The sequence below is a fragment of the Pseudomonas sp. MNR3A genome (assembly GCF_009650575.1).
In the GTDB taxonomy this organism is placed as follows: domain Bacteria; phylum Pseudomonadota; class Gammaproteobacteria; order Pseudomonadales; family Pseudomonadaceae; genus Aquipseudomonas; species Aquipseudomonas machongensis.
Genome location: NZ_VZZS01000029.1, coordinates 231,550 through 251,933, shown reverse-complemented (window position 1 = coordinate 251,933; position 20,384 = coordinate 231,550). Strand labels below are relative to the sequence as shown.

Below are 20,384 nucleotides of genomic sequence, written 5' to 3'. Positions count from 1 at the left end.
CACGCCTCGCCGAACTCGCTTAACTCCTTGATTAGCAAGGAGTTTTGCGTTCCGTTTGCTGCGGAAGTGGGGCGCATTATAAGGGGATCTGAGAGGGCGTCAACCTTTTATTTCAAAAAAACGATAAGAATGAAAAGCTTAAGCGCGCCGGCCTATCAGACGGGGCACCCGCCGCCATACCGGTGGGACCCGCATCACCATCAGCAGCGCCCCTACCCCGGCATAGATAGCCCACTCCAGCAGGTCCGAACGCACAATCCACAGGAAATGCAGCAAGCCCAGGCCGAGAATCACATAGACCAGTTTGTGCAGCTTCTTCCAGCGCGCACCGAGCCGTCTCTGGCTATAACGGTTGGAGGTCACTGCCAAGGCCAGCAGCCCCAGGAAGGCGATAACCCCGACGATGATATAAGGCCGCTTGCGCAACTCGACGCCAAGCTGCCCCCAGTCGAGCCCAAGGATGAAGACCATATAGGCCGTCATGTGCAGGACGATATAGGCAAAACACCACAATCCCAGCTGTCGCCGCGCAACGATCCAACCACCCCACCCCGTCAGACGCTGCAGAGGGCTCATGCCCAAGGTCACCAGCAGGAACACCAGCGCACCGAGCCCCAACCTGTCTACCAGAATTTTCCCCGGATCCGGCCCAAGCAGGTTCGTAGCCGCCTCATACAACCACCAGGCCGGAAACAGGCAGCCAACGATGAAAATCGCCAAGCGAAACCAGGGATAACGCATCAGTAGTTCTTCCGAAGATCGAGACCGCTATAAAGAGAGGCAACCTCCTCCTCATAGCCATTGAACATCTGAGTGGTACGCACATTGGGGTTGAACAGACCACTGGGCAGCCGCCGCTCACGCGCCTGGCTCCAACGCGGGTGATCGACCTGCGGATTGACGTTGGCATAGAAGCCATACTCGTTCGGCGCCAGCCCCTGCCAAGTGGTCTTCGGTTGCTCGGCCACCAGACTGATGCGCACGATCGACTTGATGCTCTTGAACCCGTACTTCCATGGCACCACCAGACGCAGTGGTGCACCATTCTGGTTGGGCAGTTCGCGCCCATACATGCCAACCGCCAGGATCGCGAGCGGGTTCATCGCCTCATCCAGGCGCAACCCTTCCACGTAAGGCCAGTCGATCAGGGCAAAGCCCGAGCGTTGGCCCGGCATGCTCTTGGGGTCCTGCAGCGTTTCGAAACGCACATAGCGAGCCTTGGAAGTTGGCTCGACCTGCTTGAGCACCTCGGACAGCGGAAAGCCCAGCCAGGGGATGACCATCGACCAGGCCTCGACGCAACGCAGCCTATAGATGCGCTCTTCAAGCTGCAGGGGCTTGACGAAATCTTCCAGCGCGTAGCGCCCAGGCTTGCCGACCTCGCCATCGACCACCACGCTCCAGGGTTCGGTCTTGAGGCTACCGGCATTGGCCGCCGGGTCGCCCTTGTCGGGCCCGAACTCGTAGAAGTTGTTGTAGTGGGTAGCGTCCTTGAACGGCGTGATTGCCTCATCCTTGACCGTCACGGCCTGCCAGCGCGTCGCACCGAGCTTGTCCTTGAACCAGCCAGGTGTCGAACCCGCTTCCACGTCAGCATAGCGTGAGGCCTCGGCGGCCTGGCCGAGCACGGGCAAAGCGCCCAACGCAAACCCGGCTAGAGAGGCACCCAATACAGAGCGGCGAGAGAAATAGACACTTTCAGGGGTAACGTCCGATTCGTTGCAATCGGACGACTTGGGAAGCTTGATGAGCATGGCGGCTCCACAGCACTGGTGGCGGATGTACCAGTAAGACTATGGAGCCGGAGAGTTATTCCAGCATTAAATCTTTTTTCAGACTTTGCGACGACGACCGCGCAGCAAGTACTGCACTGGGCCTGAAACCGCATAGCCGAGGAAGATCAGCAGCAGAATCCGTGGTGGATCGCTGAACACCACGGCGAACACCAGCACCACGGCCAGGATCGCAACAAAAGGTACGCGCCCCTTGAGATCCAGCTCCTTGAAGCTGTTGTACTTGATATTGCTGACCATCAGCATGCCTGCTGCCGCCACCAGCAGCGCCACCAGGAACGACAGTTTCGAGCCCTGGATACCGTAGTCGCTGAAGGCCCAGACGGTACCCGCCACCACACCTGCGGCAGCCGGGCTGGCCAGACCGATGAAGTAGCGTTTGTCGGCGGTGCCGACCTGGGTGTTGAAACGCGCCAGACGCAACGCTGCGCCGGCCACATAGATGAAGGCGACCATCCAGCCGACCTTGCCCATGTCACCCAATGCCCAACCAAAGGCCAGCAGTGCCGGCGCCACACCGAAGGCAACCATGTCCGACAACGAGTCGTACTCGGCACCGAAGGCGCTCTGCGTGTTGGTCATCCGCGCCACACGGCCATCGAGGCTGTCCAGAACCATGGCGACGAAGATAGCGATAGCGGCGAAGGCGAAGTACTTGCTCGCCTCGCGCGGGTCGCCTGCGCTCAGGGCGCTCTGCGCACTGATGGAGTTGATGATCGAGTAGAAACCGGCGAACAGGTTGGCGGTGGTGAAGAGGTTGGGCAACAAGTAGATGCCGCGATGCCGGACCTTGCGCCCTTCGGCGTCGTGACCTTCCTCAACATGCTCATCGACAGGTAGCAGGCTTTCGGCGTCGGAGGGCTTGTTCGGCTCTTCGGGACGTTCGCTCATGAAATGCACCTTGCAACTGGGTGGAATAAGTTCGACAGAGGCCGGCGAAACAGGTTCTAACGGCAGGCCTCTGGTCGCTTTATACCAGAAGCTGGCTGCCTAAACGAAAAAACGCGGCCGAAGCCGCGTTTTTAATCTATCGAGGCAAGACTCAGTTCTTGGTCTTGTCGACGATCTTGTTGGCCGAGATCCAAGGCATCATCGAGCGCAGTTTCTCGCCGATGATTTCGATGCCGTGGGCGGCGTTGTTACGACGCTTGGCGGTCATCGAAGGGTAGTTGGTCGCACCTTCGCTGATGAACATCTTCGCGTATTCGCCGTCCTGGATGCGCTTCAGAGCGTTGCGCATGGCCTTGCGGGATTCTTCGTTGATGACCTCAGGGCCGGTGACGTACTCACCGTACTCGGCGTTGTTGGAGATCGAGTAGTTCATGTTGGCGATACCGCCTTCGTACATGAGGTCAACGATCAGCTTCAGCTCGTGCAGGCACTCGAAGTAGGCCATTTCAGGCGCGTAGCCTGCTTCGACCAGGGTTTCGAAACCGGCCTTGACCAGCTCGACGGTACCGCCGCACAGAACGGCCTGCTCACCGAACAGGTCGGTTTCGGTCTCGTCCTTGAAGGTGGTTTCGATGATGCCGGTACGGCCACCACCGACGCCAGCGGCGTACGACAGTGCGACGTTCTTGGCGTTGCCCGAAGCGTCCTGGTAGACCGCGATCAGGTCAGGAATACCGCCGCCCTTGACGAACTCGGAGCGCACGGTGTGGCCCGGAGCCTTCGGCGCGATCATGATCACGTCGAGGTCGCCACGCGGAACGACTTGGTTGTAGTGGATCGAGAAGCCGTGGGAGAAGGCCAGGGTCGCGCCTTTCTTGATGTTCGGTTCGATCTCATTCTTGTACAGGGTGCCCTGGAATTCGTCCGGGGTCAGGATCATGACCAGGTCGGCAGCAGCGACGGCGGTGGCGACGTCAGCGACTTTCAGGCCGTGGGCTTCTGCCTTGGCAACGGTAGCCGAACCTTTACGCAGACCGACGGTAACGTCTACACCGGAGTCTTTCAGGTTGCACGCCTGGGCGTGACCCTGGGAGCCGTAACCGATGATGGCGACTTTCTTGCCCTGGATGATGGAGAGGTCGCAGTCTTTGTCGTAGAACACTTTCATGGAAATACCCCTGGTTATATCTCGGCCCCGCAGGACCATCGCTAATTGGTGAAGTTAGATGCTGAGTACTTTGTCGCCACGGGCAATGCCGGTGACGCCGCTGCGCACGGTTTCGAGAATCGAAGCGGTGCCGATCGCCTGGATGAAGCTGTCCAGCTTATCGCTGGTGCCGCTCAGTTGCACGGTATACACACTGGCGGTGACATCGACGATCTGCCCACGGAAAATATCCGTGGTGCGCTTGATTTCGGCGCGCTGGGCGCCAGTAGCCTTGACCTTTACCAGCATCAGTTCGCGCTCGATATGAGCGCTCTCCGACAGGTCGACCAGCTTGACCACCTCTACCAGCTTGTTCAGGTTCTTGGTGATCTGCTCGATCACTTCGTCATGACCCACGGTGGTTAGAGTGAGACGCGACAGGGTCGGGTCCTCGGTCGGTGCAACCGTCAGGCTTTCGATGTTGTAGTTGCGCTGGGAGAACAGACCGACCACGCGCGACAAGGCACCAGGTTCGTTTTCCAGCAGCAGGGAAATGATGTGCCGCATATCAGGTACGCTCCGTCTTGCTCAGCCACATGTCACGCATCGAGCCGTCCTTGATCTGCATCGGGTAGACGTGCTCGGTCCGGTCGACCGCGATGTCGATGAACACCAGGCGGTCCTTCATCGCAAAGGCCTCTTCCAGTTTCGGCTTGAGGTCTTTGAGGCTGGTGATGCGGATACCCACATGGCCATAGGCCTCGGCCAGCTTGATGAAGTCAGGCAGCGACTCGACGTAGGAATGCGAGTGACGACCGTTGTAGGACATGTCCTGCCATTGGCGAACCATGCCCAGCACCCCGTTGTTCAGGTTGACGATCTTCACCGGCAGGCCGTACTGCATGCAGGTGGAAAGCTCCTGGATGTTCATCTGGATGCTGCCTTCGCCAGTGACACAGGCCACGTCCTGGTCCGGGAAGTTGAGCTTGACGCCCATGGCTGCCGGGAAACCGAAGCCCATGGTGCCCAGGCCACCGGAGTTGATCCAGCGGTTGGGTTTGTTGAAGCGGTAGTACTGCGCCGCGAACATCTGGTGCTGACCTACGTCGGAGGTGACGAAGGCATCGCCATGGGTCACTTCGCACAGGGTCTCGATGACCTGCTGAGGCTTGATGACACTGCCGTCGCCCTTGTCGTAAGGGAACAGGCCGCGGTCACCGCGCCACTCATCAATCTGCTTCCACCAGGCATCGAGGGCCGCCTTTTCAGGCTTCTCGCCGATTTCCTTGAGGATGGCCAGCATCTCGCTGAGCACGCTCTCGACCGGCCCCACGATCGGCACGTCGGCCTTGATCATCTTCGAGATCGACGCAGGGTCGATGTCGATATGGATGATCTTGGCGTTCGGGCAGAACTTGGCCGGGCCGTTGACCACACGGTCATCGAAGCGCGCACCCACGGCGAGGATCACGTCGGCATTGTGCATCGCCAGGTTGGCGGTGTAGCTGCCGTGCATGCCCAGCATGCCGAGGAACTGGCGATCGGTACCCGGGAAGCCACCCAGCCCCATCAGGGTGTTGGTGACCGGCAGGTTCAGGGACTTGGCGATTTCGGTCAGGGCTTCGGAGCCGCCACCGAGAATCACGCCGCCGCCGGAATAGACGATCGGACGCTTGGCGGCCAGGAGCATCTCGGCGGCCTTGCGGATTTGGCCGGAGTGGCCACGGACCGCAGGGCTGTAGGAGCGCAGCTTGACCTTTTTCGGGTAGACGTATTCGAACTTCTCGGCCGGGTTGGTCATGTCTTTTGGAATGTCGACCACGACCGGACCTGGGCGACCGGATTGCGCCAGGTAGAACGCTTTTTTCAGAACTTCCGGAATCTCGGTGGGGTTCTTGATCATGAAGCTGTGCTTCACGATCGGCCGGGAGATCCCGATCATGTCGGTTTCCTGGAAGGCATCGGTGCCGACCATGGTGCTGGGCACCTGGCCAGACAGGATGACCATCGGGATGGAATCCATGTAGGCGGTGGCGATACCGGTAATAGCGTTGGTCGCACCGGGACCGGAGGTCACCAGGACCACGCCAGCCTTGCCGGTGGCACGGGCGTAACCGTCTGCCATGTGAGTGGCAGCCTGCTCATGACGCACCAGGATGTGCTGGACTTCCGGTTCCTTGAACAGGGCATCGTAAACATGAAGGAGAGCACCACCAGGGTACCCGTAGATGTGCTTAACGCCTTCGTCACGCAAGAAGCGGACGACCATCTCAGCGCCAGATAAAAGCTCCACGTTGTTCACCTCTAAAACGCCAGAATACCGCCCCATCCGGGCGGGTCTTAATAGGTTTACTGCCAAGCAGAGCATGAGCGAACGTCAGCACTGACTGAGCAAGTATTGGGATCGCCCCAGAGTGTTGCGGGGTTTTCCCACCCAGCGCGAGGTAACGCGTTGCGGGGTGTAGCGAGTCGGCGCGGGTGTGCGCCTCATGATCTGCCTAGCGGGTCTGCTTCTGGCAGTCCCCCTACAGCGGAAACTGGATTCTTCTGATTCGCCGCCCTCAAGTCAAGAAAAATTATTGCCAATTTTTCCCTGAGATGAATTCCCACCACCACGAAAAAGGACACCAGCAGCAGGAAATTAAAGATTTCCATAAAAAAGGGCCACAATCTGCGGCCCTTGAAGGAAAAAGAGAAGAAATCAGGCTCAAGCGGCGATCAATCGATCGAATGCTGCCAGCAGGCGGCGAAGTTCGCGGCTTTCTTCCGGACGGTCGGTGAAGACCGTCTCGGCCATGATCAGGATCCCAGATGCACTGGGCAGAGGATGGCCATGCTCAAGAATAAGCTTCATCCGCGGCAGGAAAATCCACTGCAGCCACTGCTCGAACGCAAGCGTATCGACTGCGAACGGTACGGTGCTGGCCAGGGCGCTTTCGCTAGGAGACACCTCGTCCCACCAGCCACGGACCTGAAGCTCACGCTCGATCAGCAACAGGTGGTCGGCAATATCGAGAATGCGCTGTTCCATCACGAAGCGGTCCGCGCCTTCTGCCGTGCCAAGGCGGCGCCGGCACTGTCACCCTGCTTCTCGCGAGCCTGGGCGATGATGTTCCACAGCTCGGCCTGCAGATCAGGACGACCGTTGGCATACGTCAGTGCCCGGCGAGCGAGTTGCTCGGATTGTGCAGCGTCACCTTGCGACAGACGCACCTGAGCCAGGCGGAACAGCACCTGCGGCTCACGCGGTGCGATGCGCTGGGCACGCTCCAGGCTGGACGAAGCACCGTTGAGGTCTCCGCTGCCCTGCTGCTGTTGGGCGGTGGTCAGCAATGCCAGTACCGGACCGTCCAGCTGCTCATCGGCGGACAACCCGCCCCCATTGCTGCGCGGAATACCGGTAGGCGCACGAGTGGCAGCGGCCGGGGCGCTGTTCATCGACGCGATGTCGAAAGGTTCGTCACCTGCCGGATTAGGGTTGGTGGTGATCGGCCCGCTACTGACCGGTCCCGGGGTGATCGGGCCGGTGCTCAGCGGTGCAGAGCCGGTCTGGGCCGGGAAGGTCTGGATCGGCGATGCGCCCGCGCCCTGCGGGAGCATCACCGTGACCCCGGAATCCTCAGGCAGGGACTGGGCCTGGGACGTACCATTGCTGCCGGGGGAGACCGGCGCGCCACGGTTGGCCGAGACACGCTCGCTGTTCGAGACCCGTGTACTCGAATCGACCACCGGAATGGCGCCACGCGGGACGCTGGCGCAGCCGTGCAGCACGGCCAGCGCCGTCAAGGCAGGAAACCACCACTTGTTCACTTCACACCCTCTTCAATACAGGCCGCTCAATTCATCCAGCCCTTGACCCAGTCCATGACCGACTCGGCAGGATTCTGTTCGCCACCGCAAGTCGTACCGGCAGGTGGTTCGCTCCCACGAATATACGGCATCTGCACCGCTCCCGGACAGCTACCGTCGGAGCCCTGGGCGCTGTGCGGATCGATCCAGGCCTTCACCACGTTATCCGGCTGCGGCATGTCCAGCGGCAGCGGGTCGGCCTTGCGCATGAAGCTGGTCCAGACCTGCAACGCGCCGGTGGCGCCGGTGAACGGGGTCTTGCCATTGTCGTCGCGGCCAAGCCAGACCACTGCCAGCAGGTCCTGGCTGAAGCCCGAGAACCAGCTGTCGCGCGAGTCGTTGCTGGTACCGGTCTTGCCCGCCAGCGTCAGATTGTTCGGCAGCACGTTGTACACCGAGCGGCCGGTACCCTCGCGCATCACCCGCTGCATGGCGTTCTGCACCAGGTAGATCGCACCCGGATCGAAGGTCTGCTGGATCTGGAACGGGTAGCGCTTGAGCGGCTCGCCTTCGGCGGTCAGCACGCTGCGAATCCCGCGCATCGGTGTATTGAAGCCGCCGTTGGCGATGGTCTGGTACATGGTCGCGACCTGCATCGGCGACATGCCGCCAGCGCCCAGCAGCATCGACGGGAACGCCGGCCAGTCGACCTTGACACCCAGCCGGCCGATGGTCTTGATGACGTTGGGCACGCCCACCTCAAGGCCCAGCTTGGCGGTTGACAGGTTGTAGGAGTTGGCCAGCCCCTGATACAGGTAGATAGTGCCGTGGGAGCGTCGGTCGTAGTTCTGCGGGCGCCATACCTGGCCATCGGCGCCCTTGACCGAAAACGGTTCGTCCTGCACCCAGCTGGTCAGGGTGTACTTGCTCGGCTGCTCCAGCGCAGTCAGATAGACCGCTGGCTTGACCAGCGAACCGATCGGCCTGACCGCGTCGATGGCGCGGTTGAAGCCGGCGAAGCCCGACTGACGGCTGCCGATCAGCGCCTGCACTTCGCCGGTTTCCGGGTTGGTCACCACCATCGCCGACTCGACCTCGTCGGCGCCCTTGCGGCCGGCCAGGCGCTTGAAGGTTTCACTCATCGCGGTTTCGGCCTTCATCTGCAGGATCGGGTCGAAACTGGTGAAGATACGCAAGCCTTCTTCGGTCAGGTCTTCGTCGCGATAGTCCTGGCGTAGCTGACGCTTGACCAGGTCGAGGAAAGCCGGGAAAGAACTATCGGCCAGGCTGCCGCGCTTGGTCACGCCCAGCGGCATCTTCTTCGCCGCATCGACCACTTCCTGGCTGGCCACGCCCTGCTCGGCGAGCAGGTCGAGCACCAGGTTACGCCGTTGCAGAGCGCGCTCAGGGTAGCGGCGCGGGTTGTAGTAGGACGGCCCCTTGACCATACCTACCAGCAGGGCAATCTGGTGCAGCTTGAGCTCCGACAGCGGCTGGCTGAAGAAGAACTGGCTGGCCAGGCCGAAACCATGCACCGCGCGCTGGCCGTCCTGACCGACAAACACTTCGTTCAGATAGGCCTCGAGAATCTCGCGCTTGTCGTAGTGCATTTCCAGCAGCACGGCCATCATCGCCTCGGTCAGCTTGCGGCTGAGGCTGCGTTCGTTGGTCAGGAAGAAGTTCTTCACCAACTGCTGCGTGAGCGTACTGCCGCCCTGGCGCATGGCCCCGGACGACGTATTGACCCACACCGCCCGCGCGATCGACTTGGGCGAAACACCGAAGTGGCTGTAGAAATCGCGGTCTTCGGTGGCGATCAAGGTCTCGAGCAGGTATGGCGGCACCTGGTCGATATTGATCAGGATGCGGTCTTCGAGATTCTTCGGGTAGATACCACCGATCATCAACGGTTCCAGGCGCACCACGTCGAGCTTGCCACCGTTGGCCCCTGCCAGCCCCGCGACATAATCGCCGGAGAAACGTACACGCACGAACTGCGCAGGCTCCATGCCCTCGTAGAACTGGAAGCCTCGGGTATTGAGATCGACGTTGCCGCCGTTGACCGAGGCCTCGCCCGGACCATTGGCCGTTGCCTCGCGGCGGTAACCCAGGGCATCGAGTTCGGTGAGGAAGTCGTCCTTGCTCAGCTTCTGGCCGACGAACAGCTCCAGCGGCCGGGCATACACCTTGGCCGGGATGGTCCAGCGCTTGCCGGAGAACTTCTCCTGGACGACGGCATCGAGGTAGACCGCAAAGCCGGCGATCACCACCAGGCCGACCAGGCTGAGCTTGAGAGCCCAGCCCAGCCAGACGCGGGAGCGGCTGGGCGGACGTTTCTTGGGGGTTCGGGAATTTCGGGTACGAGTCATGGCGGCGGATTATACGCACTTTGCAAAGGCAGGGGACGCCCTCCAGCGGTATGCAGGGGCGGCTCCATTGACCATAATGTCGCCTCCGAATTCCCTGACCCCGGAAGGATCTCCGTGAGCCAAGCCCTGATCAGCGCGCTGCAGAACCCCGCCCTCTACCCCCACGCCGTAGAAGGCTTCCAGCTCATCGAGACGCACATCTCCTGGGTTCTACTCACTGGCGAATACGCCTACAAGATCAAGAAGCCGATGAACTTCGGCTTCCTCGATTTCACCGGTCTGGACCAGCGCCAGCATTTCTGTAACGAAGAATTGCGCCTGAACCAGCGCCTGACCGAAGGCCTGTACCTGGAAGTACTGCCGATCACCGGCAGCGCCGAAGCACCGCAGCTCGGTGGCGAAGGTGAGCCGATCGAGTTCGCCCTGAAGATGCGCCAGTTCCCCCAGGGTCAGATGCTCAGCACCCTGCAAGCCAACGGCGAGCTGAACGCCGGCCACATTGATCAGATGGCCCGGCAGATCGCCGAATTCCACCTGCAAGCGCCGAAAGTGCCGGTCGATCACCTACTGGGCACGCCGGAAGCGGTAATGGCGCCGGTCGAGCAGAACTTCGAGCAGATCCGCCCGTTCCTTACCGACAAGGCCGACCTGCAGCAACTCGACGCCCTGCAAGCCTGGGCCCGCAGCAGCTTCGAACGCCTGCATGGCCTGCTCGAGGAGCGCAAGGCCAATGGTTTCATCCGCGAGTGCCACGGCGACATCCACCTGGGTAACGCCACCCTGATCGACGGCAAGGTGGTGATCTTCGACTGCATCGAATTCAACGAGCCGTTCCGCCTGACCGATGTGTACGCCGACACCGCTTTCCTGGCCATGGACCTGGAAGACCGCGGCCTGAAATGCCTGGCCCGGCGCTTCGTCAGCCAGTACCTGGAACTGACCGGCGACTACGAAGGCCTGGAACTGCTGAATTTCTACAAGGCCTACCGTGCCCTGGTACGCGCCAAGGTCGCCCTGTTCAGCCTGTCGCCCGATGCCGATGGCGTGCAGCGCGCCACGACCCTGCGCACCTATCGCAACTACGCCAACCTGGCAGAGAGCTACAGCGCCATCCCCTCGCGCCTGCTGGCCATCACCCATGGCGTATCCGCCGTCGGCAAGAGCCATGTGGCGATGCGCCTGGTCGAGTCGCTGGGGGCGATCCGCGTACGTTCGGATGTCGAGCGCAAGCGCCTGTATGGCGAGCAGCAGTCGCAGAATTCCGGCCAACTGCAAGCAGGCATCTATGACCAGGATGCCAGCATCGCCACCTACCAGCGCCTGAATGAGTTGGCCGCGACCATCCTGCGCGCCGGCTTCCCGGTCGTGCTCGATGCCACCTTCCTCAAGCGCGAGCAGCGCAAGGCGGCAGCTGAAGTGGCCAACAGCACCGGCGTCCCCTTCCTGATCCTCGACTGCCAGGCCCCCGAAGCGGTCATCATCAGCTGGCTGGAGCAGCGTCAGACAGAAAATGTCGATCCGTCCGACGCCACCCTGGAAGTGGTCAAGGCCCAGCAAGCCAGCCGCGACCCATTGGACGAAGAGGAGGCCGTGCACGGCAAGCGGGTCGACACCCATGAAAGCGCCAGCATGGACCAACTCATCGAGCAGATCCGCCAGCGCCTGCCTGGTCTCTGACCTGCAAGGCGTGAAGCAGTCCACAGTTCGCGCCTGATCTTCGGCGCCACCTCAGTGATGGCATTACAATATCATCACAACCCTGAGGAGGCGCCGTCATGAACCAGCCCCGGCAACTGGACAACGCCCTGTACACTCTGGTGCGCGAGGAACAGATCGCCACCTTCAACCGCGAGAAGCCTGTCGATAGCCCCATCGATTTTCGCGGTGGTGATTTCCGAGGCCTTGACCTGCGCAACCTCGACGTACGCGGTATCGATTTCACCGACGCCTACTTCCATGCAGCCGACCTGCGCGGGCTGGATCTGCGCGAAACGGGCATGGAAGGTGCCAGCATCTCCCACGCGCAGATCTCCGGGACCTACTTCCCGGGCGACCTGAGCGCTGACGAAATCCTCATGTCCCTGAAGTTCGGTACGCGCATGCGTTATCGTCCGAAGGGCTGAGCCTGACATTTCTGGACACAGCATCCCGTCGCCCTCACATGGCAAAAGGCCGCGTATTCGCCCAGCCCCGCTACACTCCTCTCTGACCTGCTCGCGATTTATCCACAGACCCGTTCGGCCATCGCAAGGAGGCTCGATGAACGATGAGTTGCAGCATCTGAAGAATCTAGGCAAGACCTCTGCGCAATGGTTGCATGCCGCCGGTATCCACAGCGCTTCGGATTTGCGCCGCCTGGGCGCGGTCGGCGCTTACCAGGCCGTGAAAACACGGGGCTTCCGTGCCTCGAAAGTGTTGTTGTACGCCATTGAAGGCGCACTGCTGGATATGCATTGGAACGATCTGCCCGCCGAACGCAAGCAGGCACTGAACCAGCAACTGGACGCCAAGACCCCGCCGCAAAAAAAAGCAGAATAATCGAAGAAAGGGTATTGACCTCTAAATGAGAATCGTTATGATTATCACAACTGGTCGCGAGACTGGTTGGATAAACTGAAAGCCCCTGGTTCGGACTCTCAGATTATCTCCTCATCAGGCTAATCACGGTTATTGACCCGGCAATTTGCCGGGTCTTTTTTTGCCTGCAGGTTTGCAGGCAAATATCATGAGCGGCGCGTGATGACTACCCGCCGCGCAACTGAGCACAGTAATCCTGTTCAGGCAGTGCCGCGGTGTACCACACGTAGTCCGCCATCCCTGCCTCGACCTTCTGCCCGACTTCGGCCAGCAACAGCACACGGGTATCACCCTGCGCCTGCAGATCGATCAGATGCAGCGGCACACCCAAGTCCTTGCGCACGTGGTAGGCGCCGGCCAGCAAGAGTACAGGCTGCGGTGCCGCGAGCAGACGCTCGGCCATGTGTCGGTCCCTTTGCTGCTGGATGACCAGCATGGCCGGCAACTGGCTTTCCGGCAGCAATCCGCAATGGCCTTCGCGCACTTGCTCCAGCAAGGCAGCCTTCACCTGCGGGGCATTCGAACGCACGCCGCTCAGCACGGGCTGTCGGCGATAGGCCTCACGCATTGCCTCGGGGCTCAGGTCGCCAGCCAACAAAACCCCAGGACCTTTCAGGGCCTCGCGCACGATCGGCGCGTATATCTGCCAATCCCAACCCTGCTGCCAGTCCAGTGCTGCGGGCAAATCGCTCGGAAGCTGCGCCTGACGCTGCACCTTGTCGATCAGCGGCTGCTGGGCAGGCTGGAGCATCTCCAGCACCACGCTGCCTTGCGGCCTGGCGGTCTGCAAAGCCTGCAGCAGCCATCGCTGCAGCGCATGATGATCGGGGTTATCGTGTTTTTCGCCGACCAGTATTCGCGGCACATCGCTCAAAGCCTGAACCAGCTCATCAGGCGTCAGGACACGCCCACTGGGCAACGCCTGTATCTGACCGAGCGTCGGCTCGTTCAGCCCTTGGCTGCTCTGCCAGGCTGGCAACTCTGGCAATGCAGGGCGATGTACCTGGCAACCCGAAATCGTCAAGAACACGCTCATCGACAGGCCGAACAGCAAGGCATAGCGCATCGTGGGCTCCTAGCGGGTGATGATCAGCGGGTGGCCACGCTCCGGATGGGCCTGCACGAGCACATCGATACCGAAGACGGCCTTGAGCGCCTGCGGAGTCAGCACCCGGGCCGGTGTATCGAGCGCGTGGCTGCGCCCCTGTTCCAGCAGCAGAATAGCGTCACAGTAGCGCGCGGCAAGGTTCAGGTCGTGCAGGATCACCAGCACTGCCGCACCGCGGTCGGCAAAACTGCGCACCGCCTGCAACGTGGTGTGCTGGTGCAACGGATCGAGGGCCGAGGTCGGCTCATCCAGCAGCAGCGTCGCCCCCTTCTCCCCTGGCCACAACTGCGCCAGCACCCGGGCCAGATGAACACGCTGACGCTCGCCGCCGGACAACGCGAGGTAACTGCGTTCGACCAGGTGCCAGGCATCGGCCGCCTTCAGTGCCGCCTCGACGATCTCCCGGTCGCGCTGCTGGCCACTACCGTGGGGCAACCGGCCCAGGCCCACCACTTCTTCGACACTGAAGGCAAAGCCCAGGCTGGACACCTGCGGCAACACCGCCAGACGTCGCGCGCGCTCCTGCCCCGACCAGTGTGCCAATGCCCGCCCTTGCAGCAGGACTTGCCCCTGGCTCGGCGCCAGCTCGCCACACAATGCCCCCAGCAAGCTGCTCTTGCCCGCCCCGTTGGGGCCTAGCACACCCAGGACCTGCCCAGGTCTGAGATGCAGGTCGATACCGTGCAGCACCTCGGTGCTGCCGCGCTTGAGCGACAAGTCTTTGACTTCGAGCATCAGCGCCCCCTCCTGACTAGCAGGAACAGGAAAAACGGAGCACCAATGAAGGCCGTCACGATCCCGATCGGCAGCTCCGCGGGCGCCAACGCCAAGCGTGCCACCAGATCAGCGAACAGCAGCAGAGCGCCCCCCGCCAGCAACGACGCGGGCAACAGCACGCGATGATCAGGCCCCGCAACCAGACGCACCAGGTGCGGAACCACCAGACCAATGAAGCCGATCAGGCCCGCTGCCGCCACTGCCGCGCCAACACCCAGGGCAGTGCAGAACACCAGTTCGCGCTTGAGCCCTTCTACATCGATGCCCAGGTGACGCGCTTCGGACTCACCTAGCAACAACGCGTTCAACGCCTGTGCCCGACGCGGCAGCCACAAGGTCACCCCCAGTGCCACCAGCAGCAGTGGCCACAGGCGCTGATAGCTGGCGCCGTTGAGGCTGCCCAGGTTCCAGAACGTCAGAGTGCGCAAGGTGGCGTCGTCGGCCAGGTAGGTGAACAGCCCGACCGCCGAGCCGCCGAGAGCGGTCATGGCGATACCGGCCAGCAGCATGGTGGCCACGTCTGTCTGACCATTGCGGCGCCCCAGGCGATAGACCAACGCGGTGACCCCAAGCCCACCGATGAAGGCACAGAGCGACAGCAGGTAGGGTGCGAACCACTCTGGTATGCCCCCCAGCCAGGCACCGCCGACGATGGCCACGGCGGCGCCGAGCGCCGCGCCGCTGGCAACCCCCACCAGGCCAGGGTCCGCCAACGGGTTGCGAAACAGCCCCTGCATGGCGACCCCGGACAGCGCCAGCACCGCACCGACGGCCAGCCCCAGGAGCGTGCGCGGCAAGCGGATCTGCCCGAGAATCAGCTCAGCTTGCTCAAGACCCTCCCGCTCGACGGGCATCCCCAGCAGCCGCAATCCGGCGCGCAGGATATCGCCCAGCGGCAGGCTGACCGGCCCCAGCGCCAGCGACAGCCACACCGCCAGCAGGCACAGGAATGTCAGGGAGATGAACAGCGTACGCGGCTGGACCCGCTGCTTCATTGGTTGAGGCTGGCCTTGGCTGCGGGATAGAAGGCACCAGCCAGCTCATGCAAGGTGGCCGGCAGCCGCGGACCGAGGCCACCGACCAACAGTGTCGGATCGAGTGACACCAGGCGCTTGTCGCGCACCGCACGCGAAGCGGCCAACGCCGGGTTTTCCTTGAGCAGCGCCTTGAGCGCCTGCTCGCCGTCCAGTGCCCGATCAGAAAACACCACGACGTCCGGATCCAGCGCTGCCAGCGCTTCAACGGAGAAGTTCTTGTAACCCTGGTGATCCGCCAGGTTGCGCGCACCAGCCTGGCGCAACAGCCAGTCGCCTGAAGTGCCCTGCCCCGCGATCAATGGCTTGGCCCCGGCATGGCCGACCAGCAGCAACACGCCTGGAGCCTTCTGACCGGCCTGAGCCTGCTTGATCTTCGCCTGCAGCGCATCGAGCTGCTGGTGGTAGCGGTTGCTCAGCTCACTGGCTTTATGCTGCGCACCGAGCAACTCGCCCAGGTGCTGAAGATTCTTGTCCACTGCCGCCAAGTCGGCCTCGCTGGAGAACGTCTCGACACGCACACCAGCCCCGCGCACTTGCGCCAGCACCGGCGGCGGCCCCATCTCCTCGGTGCCGACCAGCACATCCGGGCGCAGGCTGAGGATACCCTCGGCCGACAGTTGGCGCTGGTAGCCGATGCTCGGCAGGGCCTTGAGCGACTGCGGATGCTGGCTGGTTGTGTCGACGCCGACCAGACGCGCCTCGCCGCCCAGGGCGCTGATCCATTCGCTCAGTGCGCCCCCGGCGCTGACCCAGCGCTGCGGCAAGTCGGCGGCCAGCAACGGGGAAGAAAGGACAAGACCGGCGCACAAGGCGATCAGGGCAACAGGACGGCGCATCATCGGGTTCCTTTGCAGAAGGCGGCCAGACACCTTGTGGCACCTGACGGAACTGCGCACCATGGACGGGCTGGCGCAGTGGATGCGGGCAATTTGATAATTATTCGCATTGAAGCGTCAAGCCACCATTGGTTTCAAGAGTCTTGTCTGCAATGCATTTCCTCTGCTCCTCCCAAGCCCTCGCCGAAGGCCGCAGCCGCGCCTTCAGCGTAGCCGGTGAAACGCTGTTCGGCGTGCGCCGCCAGGGCCGGGTGTACCTGTACCGCAACTACTGCCCGCACCGCGGCATCACCCTGAACTGGGCACCGGACGGTTTTCTCGATGACAGCGCCAGCCTGATTCATTGCGCCCACCATGGCGCGCTGTTCCTGATCGAGTCCGGCGAATGCGTGTCGGGCCCCTGCGAGGGCGAGTCGTTGCAGGCCCTGGACTGCCACGAAGACAGCCAGGGCATCTGGCTCAAGGATTGAGCAATACCGGCAGGCGGCGATCGATGACGATCTGCTCGGCGTCAAGGCGTGCACCATAGGCCAGCACCTCGACGCCATCGGCCACCGCATCGCGCAGTGCCTGGGCATAGCCGGGGTCGATCTCTTCGGCCGGGCGTACCGCCTCGATGCCGGTGAGGTTGACGCAGTACAACTGCACGGCGCGAACACCCTGGCGGGCCAGTGCGGCGAGCTCGCGCAGGTGCTTGGCACCGCGCTGGGTCACGGCGTCAGGGAAGGCCGCCACCGCCGTATCGGGATAACCCAGGGTCACACTCTTGACCTCGACATAAGCCGGGCCATCGGCGAACTCCAGGCGAAAATCAACGCGACTGCGCTCCTCGCCATAAGCTACCTCACGCTTGAGCGCGGTGAACCCGGCCAACTCGGTGATCACGCCAGCGCGCAGAGCTTCCTCGACCAAGGCATTGGCCCTGCCGGTATTGACACAGGCCAGGCGCCCCTGGGGTGTTTCGCTGATCTCCCAGGTACCCGGCAGCTTGCGCTTGGGGTCGTTGGAACGACTGAACCAGACCTGCCCGCCGTCGCGCATGCAATTGAGCATCGAGCCGGTATTCGGGCAGTGGATGGTCATCTGTTCGCCATTGGCCAGCTCGATGTCGGCCAGGAAGCGTTTGTAGCGGCGCAACAGACGCGCCTGTTCGAGTTCAGGAAAAAACAGCATCAGGGTTGCCAGCTCCGCAGGCCACGAGCAATGCGCTGCACCGCTTCTTCCAGGCGCGCCAGGCTCTGGGTGTAGGCAAAGCGTACGTGATGCCCGGCCTGGTGACGGCCGAAGTCCAGCCCGGGCGTGAAGGCCAGGTGCTCGGTTTCCAGGAAATGCCGGCAGAAGGCGAAGGCATCGCCGCCGAAAGCACTGATGTCGGCATATAGATAGAAGGCGCCCTGCGGTTCCACGGCAATGCCGAAACCGAGCTCGCGCAAGGCGGGTAGCAGGTAGTCGCGGCGCCGGGCGAACTCGGCGCGGCGCTCTTCGAAAATGGCCAGGGTGCCGGGCTCGAAGCACGCCAGCGCAGCATGCTGGGCCATGCTCGGTGCACTGATGTAGAGGTTCTGTGCCAGCTTTTCCAGGTCGGCCACGGCCGAAGGCGGCGCCACCAGCCAGCCGAGACGCCAGCCGGTCATGCCGAAATACTTGGAAAAACTATTCAGGACGAAGGCGTCATCATCCACCTCCAGCACGCTCGGCGCGTCCATACCGTAGGTCAGGCCATGGTAGATCTCGTCCACCACCAGGTGCCCATGATGCTCACGGGTGGCCCGGGACAAGCTGGCCAGCGCCTCACGGTCAAGCACCGTGCCGGTCGGGTTGGCGGGCGAAGCCACCAGCGCACCCACGGTATCCTTGTCCCAGTGCCGGTCGACCAGGTCGGCGGTGAGCTGGTAATTCACCTCCGGCCCCACCGGTACCAGTTGCGCGCCGCCTTCGACCAGGCGCAGGAAATGGCGGTTGCACGGGTAGCCCGGGTCGGCCAGCAGCCAATGCTTGCCCGGATCCACCAGCAGGCTGCTGGCCAGCAGCAGCGCACCGGAACCCCCTGGCGTCACGAGGATGCGCTCGGGATCCACCGACAGGCCATAACGCTGGCCGTAGAAGCCCGCGATGGCCTCGCGCAGCGCCGGCAGGCCACGGGCGGCGGTGTAGCGGGTATGCCCTGCAGCGAGCGCGGCCTGCCCGGCCTCGACGATCGGCGCGGCCGTAGTGAAGTCCGGCTCGCCGATCTCCAGGTGGATCACATCATGGCCAGCCGCCTGCAGCTCGTTGGCACGCGCCAGCAGCGCCATGACATGGAAGGGTTCGATGGCGCGGCTGCGCGCACTGTAGGAGTGGGCCATGACCTTCTCTCAATTGGGTCTAAACTGGTGATTCTACTGTCGAGAAACACCGAACGGGCGACGCGGGCTGCTGTCAATACCTCGGATCGGGCGGGGTAGCGCACCCCCGATCTATCTGGTAAGTTCGGCGGCTCGCAGTCGCAGGGCCGGCGGTCGCCGGAGATGGAGCATCCTGCGCATTGGATCAGATGAGTGAGAGGCGGTCTATTCATGTCCACCGTAGAAAAGCAAAAAACCGGTCAGACCATGTACGGTGTCGAGCCCTATAAAGAAACCAAGGGTGAGGAGTACATGGGTGAGCCCATGCGCAAGCACTTCACCAAGCTCCTCAATGCCTGGAAAGGCGAGCTGATGGCCAGTGTGGACCGTACCGTAGACCACATGAAGGACGAAGCAGCCAACTTCCCGGACCCTGCGGACCGCGCGAGCCAGGAAGAAGAGTTCGCTCTGGAGCTGCGTAACCGCGACCGTGAGCGCAAGCTGATCAAGAAGATCGACAAGACCTTGCAGAAGATCCAGGACCAGGAATACGGCTGGTGCGACTCCTGCGGCATCGAGATCGGCCTGCGCCGACTGGAAGCCCGTCCTACCGCAGACCTGTGCTTCGACTGCAAGGAAATTGCCGAGAAAAAGGAAAAGACGGTCGGCAAAGGCTGATCCTTCTTCCCTTCGAACGGGGCGCATCGAGCGCCCCGTTTCATTTATATGCCCAGCACATCCATGAACGACTCCCGCTATATCGGGCGATTTGCCCCCACCCCCAGTGGCTTCCTGCATTTCGGCTCGCTGGTCGCCGCCCTCGCCTCCTGGCTCGATGCCCGCGCCGTCGATGGGCGCTGGCTGCTGCGTATGGAGGACACCGATCCGCCCCGGGAAATGCCCGGTGCCCGTGACGCCATCCTGCAGACCCTCGAACGTTACGGCTTGGAGTGGGATGGCGAAGTGGTGTTCCAGAGCCAGCGTCATGAGGCCTACGCCACGGTGGTCGATCGCCTGTTCAGCATGGGCCTGGCCTACGCCTGCACCTGTTCGCGCAAGCAGTTGGAAGGGTATGGCGGCATCTATCCCGGTTTCTGCCGCAACGCTGGCCATGCCCGCGAAAATGCCGCCATCCGTATTCGGGTGCCCGAACTGCTCTACCGCTTCAACGACCGCGTACAGGGGGAATACCAGCAGCACCTTGGACGCGAGGTGGGGGATTTCGTCATCCAGCGCCGCGACGGGCTGTATGCCTATCAACTGGCAGTGGTGCTGGACGATGCCTGGCAAGGCGTGACCGACATCGTGCGCGGCGCCGATCTGCTCGACAACACCCCGCGCCAGCTGTACCTGCAGGAACTACTGGGGTTCTCGCAACCGCGCTACCTGCACATTCCGCTGATCGTGCAGCCTGATGGACACAAGCTGGGCAAATCGTACCGTTCACCACCGCTGCAGGCGGACCAGGCTACACCGTTGCTGCTGCGCGCGTTACGGGCACTGGGGCAGGCAAGTGACCCGGCGCTGGAAGGCGCCAGTGCGGCAGAGGTACTGGCGGTGGCGCGCAGGCAGTGGAAACCTGAGGGGATTGCGCGGCGGTTGACGGTGCCGGAAGCAGATCTGCGCTGACGCGGCCGGCCCTCTCGCGAGGCAAACTCTGCACGATTCAAAACCCCAACAAATTCAAACTCTTGGCGAACACCCCAGAATCCCGCTAGCATCGCCCCGGCCATTTG

General features: G+C 62.4%; 21 protein-coding genes. 6 read left to right on the top strand and 15 right to left on the bottom strand.

The window, feature by feature from the left end:
- Positions 1 to 138: 138 nt before the first annotated feature.
- From msrQ to mrcB, 9 genes are all read right to left on the bottom strand, one after another.
- Positions 139 to 741, bottom strand: coding sequence for a protein-methionine-sulfoxide reductase heme-binding subunit MsrQ (gene msrQ / locus F6X62_RS20300; RefSeq protein ID WP_153774527.1), 603 nt, complete (start codon positions 739 to 741; stop codon positions 139 to 141).
- Positions 741 to 1,754 (bottom strand): protein-methionine-sulfoxide reductase catalytic subunit MsrP, encoded by a 1,014-nt coding sequence (msrP, locus tag F6X62_RS20295; RefSeq protein WP_153774526.1) that lies wholly within the window; start codon positions 1,752 to 1,754, stop codon positions 741 to 743. Before msrP ends, msrQ begins: the two co-directional genes overlap by 1 nt.
- A 78-nt stretch (positions 1,755 to 1,832) precedes the next feature.
- Positions 1,833 to 2,684, bottom strand: coding sequence for a CDP-diacylglycerol--serine O-phosphatidyltransferase (gene pssA, locus F6X62_RS20290; RefSeq protein ID WP_054892580.1), 852 nt, complete (start codon positions 2,682 to 2,684; stop codon positions 1,833 to 1,835).
- Between the two features lie 151 nt (positions 2,685 to 2,835).
- On the bottom strand, positions 2,836 to 3,852 hold the full coding sequence (ilvC, locus tag F6X62_RS20285) for a ketol-acid reductoisomerase (RefSeq protein WP_153774525.1): 1,017 nt from the start codon (positions 3,850 to 3,852) through the stop codon (positions 2,836 to 2,838).
- Between the two features lie 54 nt (positions 3,853 to 3,906).
- The gene (ilvN, locus tag F6X62_RS20280) at positions 3,907 to 4,398 is read right to left on the bottom strand and encodes an acetolactate synthase small subunit (RefSeq protein ID WP_003250040.1); all 492 of its coding nucleotides are present in this window, start codon (positions 4,396 to 4,398) and stop codon (positions 3,907 to 3,909) included.
- Between the two features lies 1 nt (position 4,399).
- Entirely contained in the window at positions 4,400 to 6,124 is a 1,725-nt protein-coding gene (locus tag F6X62_RS20275; protein WP_063546633.1) for an acetolactate synthase 3 large subunit, read from the bottom strand.
- Between the two features lie 414 nt (positions 6,125 to 6,538).
- Positions 6,539 to 6,865 (bottom strand): YqcC family protein, encoded by a 327-nt coding sequence (locus F6X62_RS20270; protein WP_065861606.1) that lies wholly within the window; start codon positions 6,863 to 6,865, stop codon positions 6,539 to 6,541.
- Entirely contained in the window at positions 6,862 to 7,641 is a 780-nt protein-coding gene (locus tag F6X62_RS20265) for a M48 family metallopeptidase (protein ID WP_153774524.1), read from the bottom strand. The genes F6X62_RS20270 and F6X62_RS20265 overlap by 4 nt, the downstream gene beginning before the upstream one ends.
- A 26-nt stretch (positions 7,642 to 7,667) precedes the next feature.
- Positions 7,668 to 9,989, bottom strand: coding sequence for a penicillin-binding protein 1B (gene mrcB, locus F6X62_RS20260; protein WP_153774523.1), 2,322 nt, complete (start codon positions 9,987 to 9,989; stop codon positions 7,668 to 7,670).
- A gap of 114 nt (positions 9,990 to 10,103) precedes the next feature.
- On the opposite strand from mrcB, the gene F6X62_RS20255 reads away from it, so the two are divergent.
- The 3 genes from F6X62_RS20255 to F6X62_RS20245 all read left to right on the top strand — a co-directional run bounded on the left by F6X62_RS20255 (position 10,104) and on the right by F6X62_RS20245 (position 12,527).
- Positions 10,104 to 11,666: a bifunctional aminoglycoside phosphotransferase/ATP-binding protein gene (locus F6X62_RS20255; RefSeq protein ID WP_153774522.1), complete on the top strand. Its 1,563-nt coding sequence runs from the start codon at positions 10,104 to 10,106 to the stop codon at positions 11,664 to 11,666.
- 98 nt (positions 11,667 to 11,764) lie between these two features.
- Positions 11,765 to 12,112, top strand: coding sequence for a pentapeptide repeat-containing protein (locus tag F6X62_RS20250; RefSeq protein WP_153774521.1), 348 nt, complete (start codon positions 11,765 to 11,767; stop codon positions 12,110 to 12,112).
- A 136-nt stretch (positions 12,113 to 12,248) separates the two neighbouring features.
- The gene (locus tag F6X62_RS20245; RefSeq protein WP_054892587.1) at positions 12,249 to 12,527 is read left to right on the top strand and encodes a TfoX/Sxy family protein; all 279 of its coding nucleotides are present in this window, start codon (positions 12,249 to 12,251) and stop codon (positions 12,525 to 12,527) included.
- A gap of 205 nt (positions 12,528 to 12,732) precedes the next feature.
- Here the strand turns inward: F6X62_RS20245 and F6X62_RS20240 are convergent, their stop codons facing one another.
- From F6X62_RS20240 to F6X62_RS20225, 4 genes are read right to left on the bottom strand one after another with little or no spacing between them, the layout of a single operon-like run.
- The gene (locus F6X62_RS20240) at positions 12,733 to 13,632 is read right to left on the bottom strand and encodes a ChaN family lipoprotein (RefSeq protein WP_153774520.1); all 900 of its coding nucleotides are present in this window, start codon (positions 13,630 to 13,632) and stop codon (positions 12,733 to 12,735) included.
- 9 nt (positions 13,633 to 13,641) lie between these two features.
- Entirely contained in the window at positions 13,642 to 14,409 is a 768-nt protein-coding gene (locus F6X62_RS20235; protein WP_153774519.1) for a heme ABC transporter ATP-binding protein, read from the bottom strand.
- Positions 14,409 to 15,392 carry an iron ABC transporter permease gene (locus F6X62_RS20230; protein ID WP_178117572.1) on the bottom strand — a complete coding sequence of 328 codons (984 nt, stop codon included), beginning with the start codon at positions 15,390 to 15,392 and terminating at the stop codon, positions 14,409 to 14,411. The genes F6X62_RS20235 and F6X62_RS20230 overlap by 1 nt, the downstream gene beginning before the upstream one ends.
- Positions 15,393 to 15,442: 50 nt before the next feature.
- Positions 15,443 to 16,327: a hemin ABC transporter substrate-binding protein gene (locus F6X62_RS20225; RefSeq protein WP_153774517.1), complete on the bottom strand. Its 885-nt coding sequence runs from the start codon at positions 16,325 to 16,327 to the stop codon at positions 15,443 to 15,445.
- Positions 16,328 to 16,476: 149 nt separating this feature from the next.
- Between F6X62_RS20225 and F6X62_RS20220 the strand changes: the two genes are divergently transcribed.
- Complete coding sequence (locus tag F6X62_RS20220; RefSeq protein ID WP_153774516.1) at positions 16,477 to 16,794, top strand: Rieske (2Fe-2S) protein; 318 nt, start codon at positions 16,477 to 16,479, stop codon at positions 16,792 to 16,794.
- Here F6X62_RS20220 and sfsA read toward each other — a convergent pair.
- Both sfsA and F6X62_RS20210 read right to left on the bottom strand, forming a co-directional pair.
- Entirely contained in the window at positions 16,784 to 17,497 is a 714-nt protein-coding gene (gene sfsA, locus F6X62_RS20215) for a DNA/RNA nuclease SfsA (protein ID WP_153774515.1), read from the bottom strand. The genes F6X62_RS20220 and sfsA overlap by 11 nt on opposite strands.
- Complete coding sequence (locus F6X62_RS20210) at positions 17,497 to 18,669, bottom strand: pyridoxal phosphate-dependent aminotransferase (RefSeq protein WP_153774514.1); 1,173 nt, start codon at positions 18,667 to 18,669, stop codon at positions 17,497 to 17,499. Before F6X62_RS20210 ends, sfsA begins: the two co-directional genes overlap by 1 nt.
- A 210-nt stretch (positions 18,670 to 18,879) precedes the next feature.
- On the opposite strand from F6X62_RS20210, the gene dksA reads away from it, so the two are divergent.
- Entirely contained in the window at positions 18,880 to 19,326 is a 447-nt protein-coding gene (gene dksA, locus F6X62_RS20205) for an RNA polymerase-binding protein DksA (RefSeq protein WP_153774513.1), read from the top strand.
- Positions 19,327 to 19,389: 63 nt separating this feature from the next.
- Positions 19,390 to 20,277 carry a tRNA glutamyl-Q(34) synthetase GluQRS gene (gene gluQRS / locus F6X62_RS20200; protein WP_153774512.1) on the top strand — a complete coding sequence of 296 codons (888 nt, stop codon included), beginning with the start codon at positions 19,390 to 19,392 and terminating at the stop codon, positions 20,275 to 20,277.
- Positions 20,278 to 20,384 lie beyond the last annotated feature (107 nt).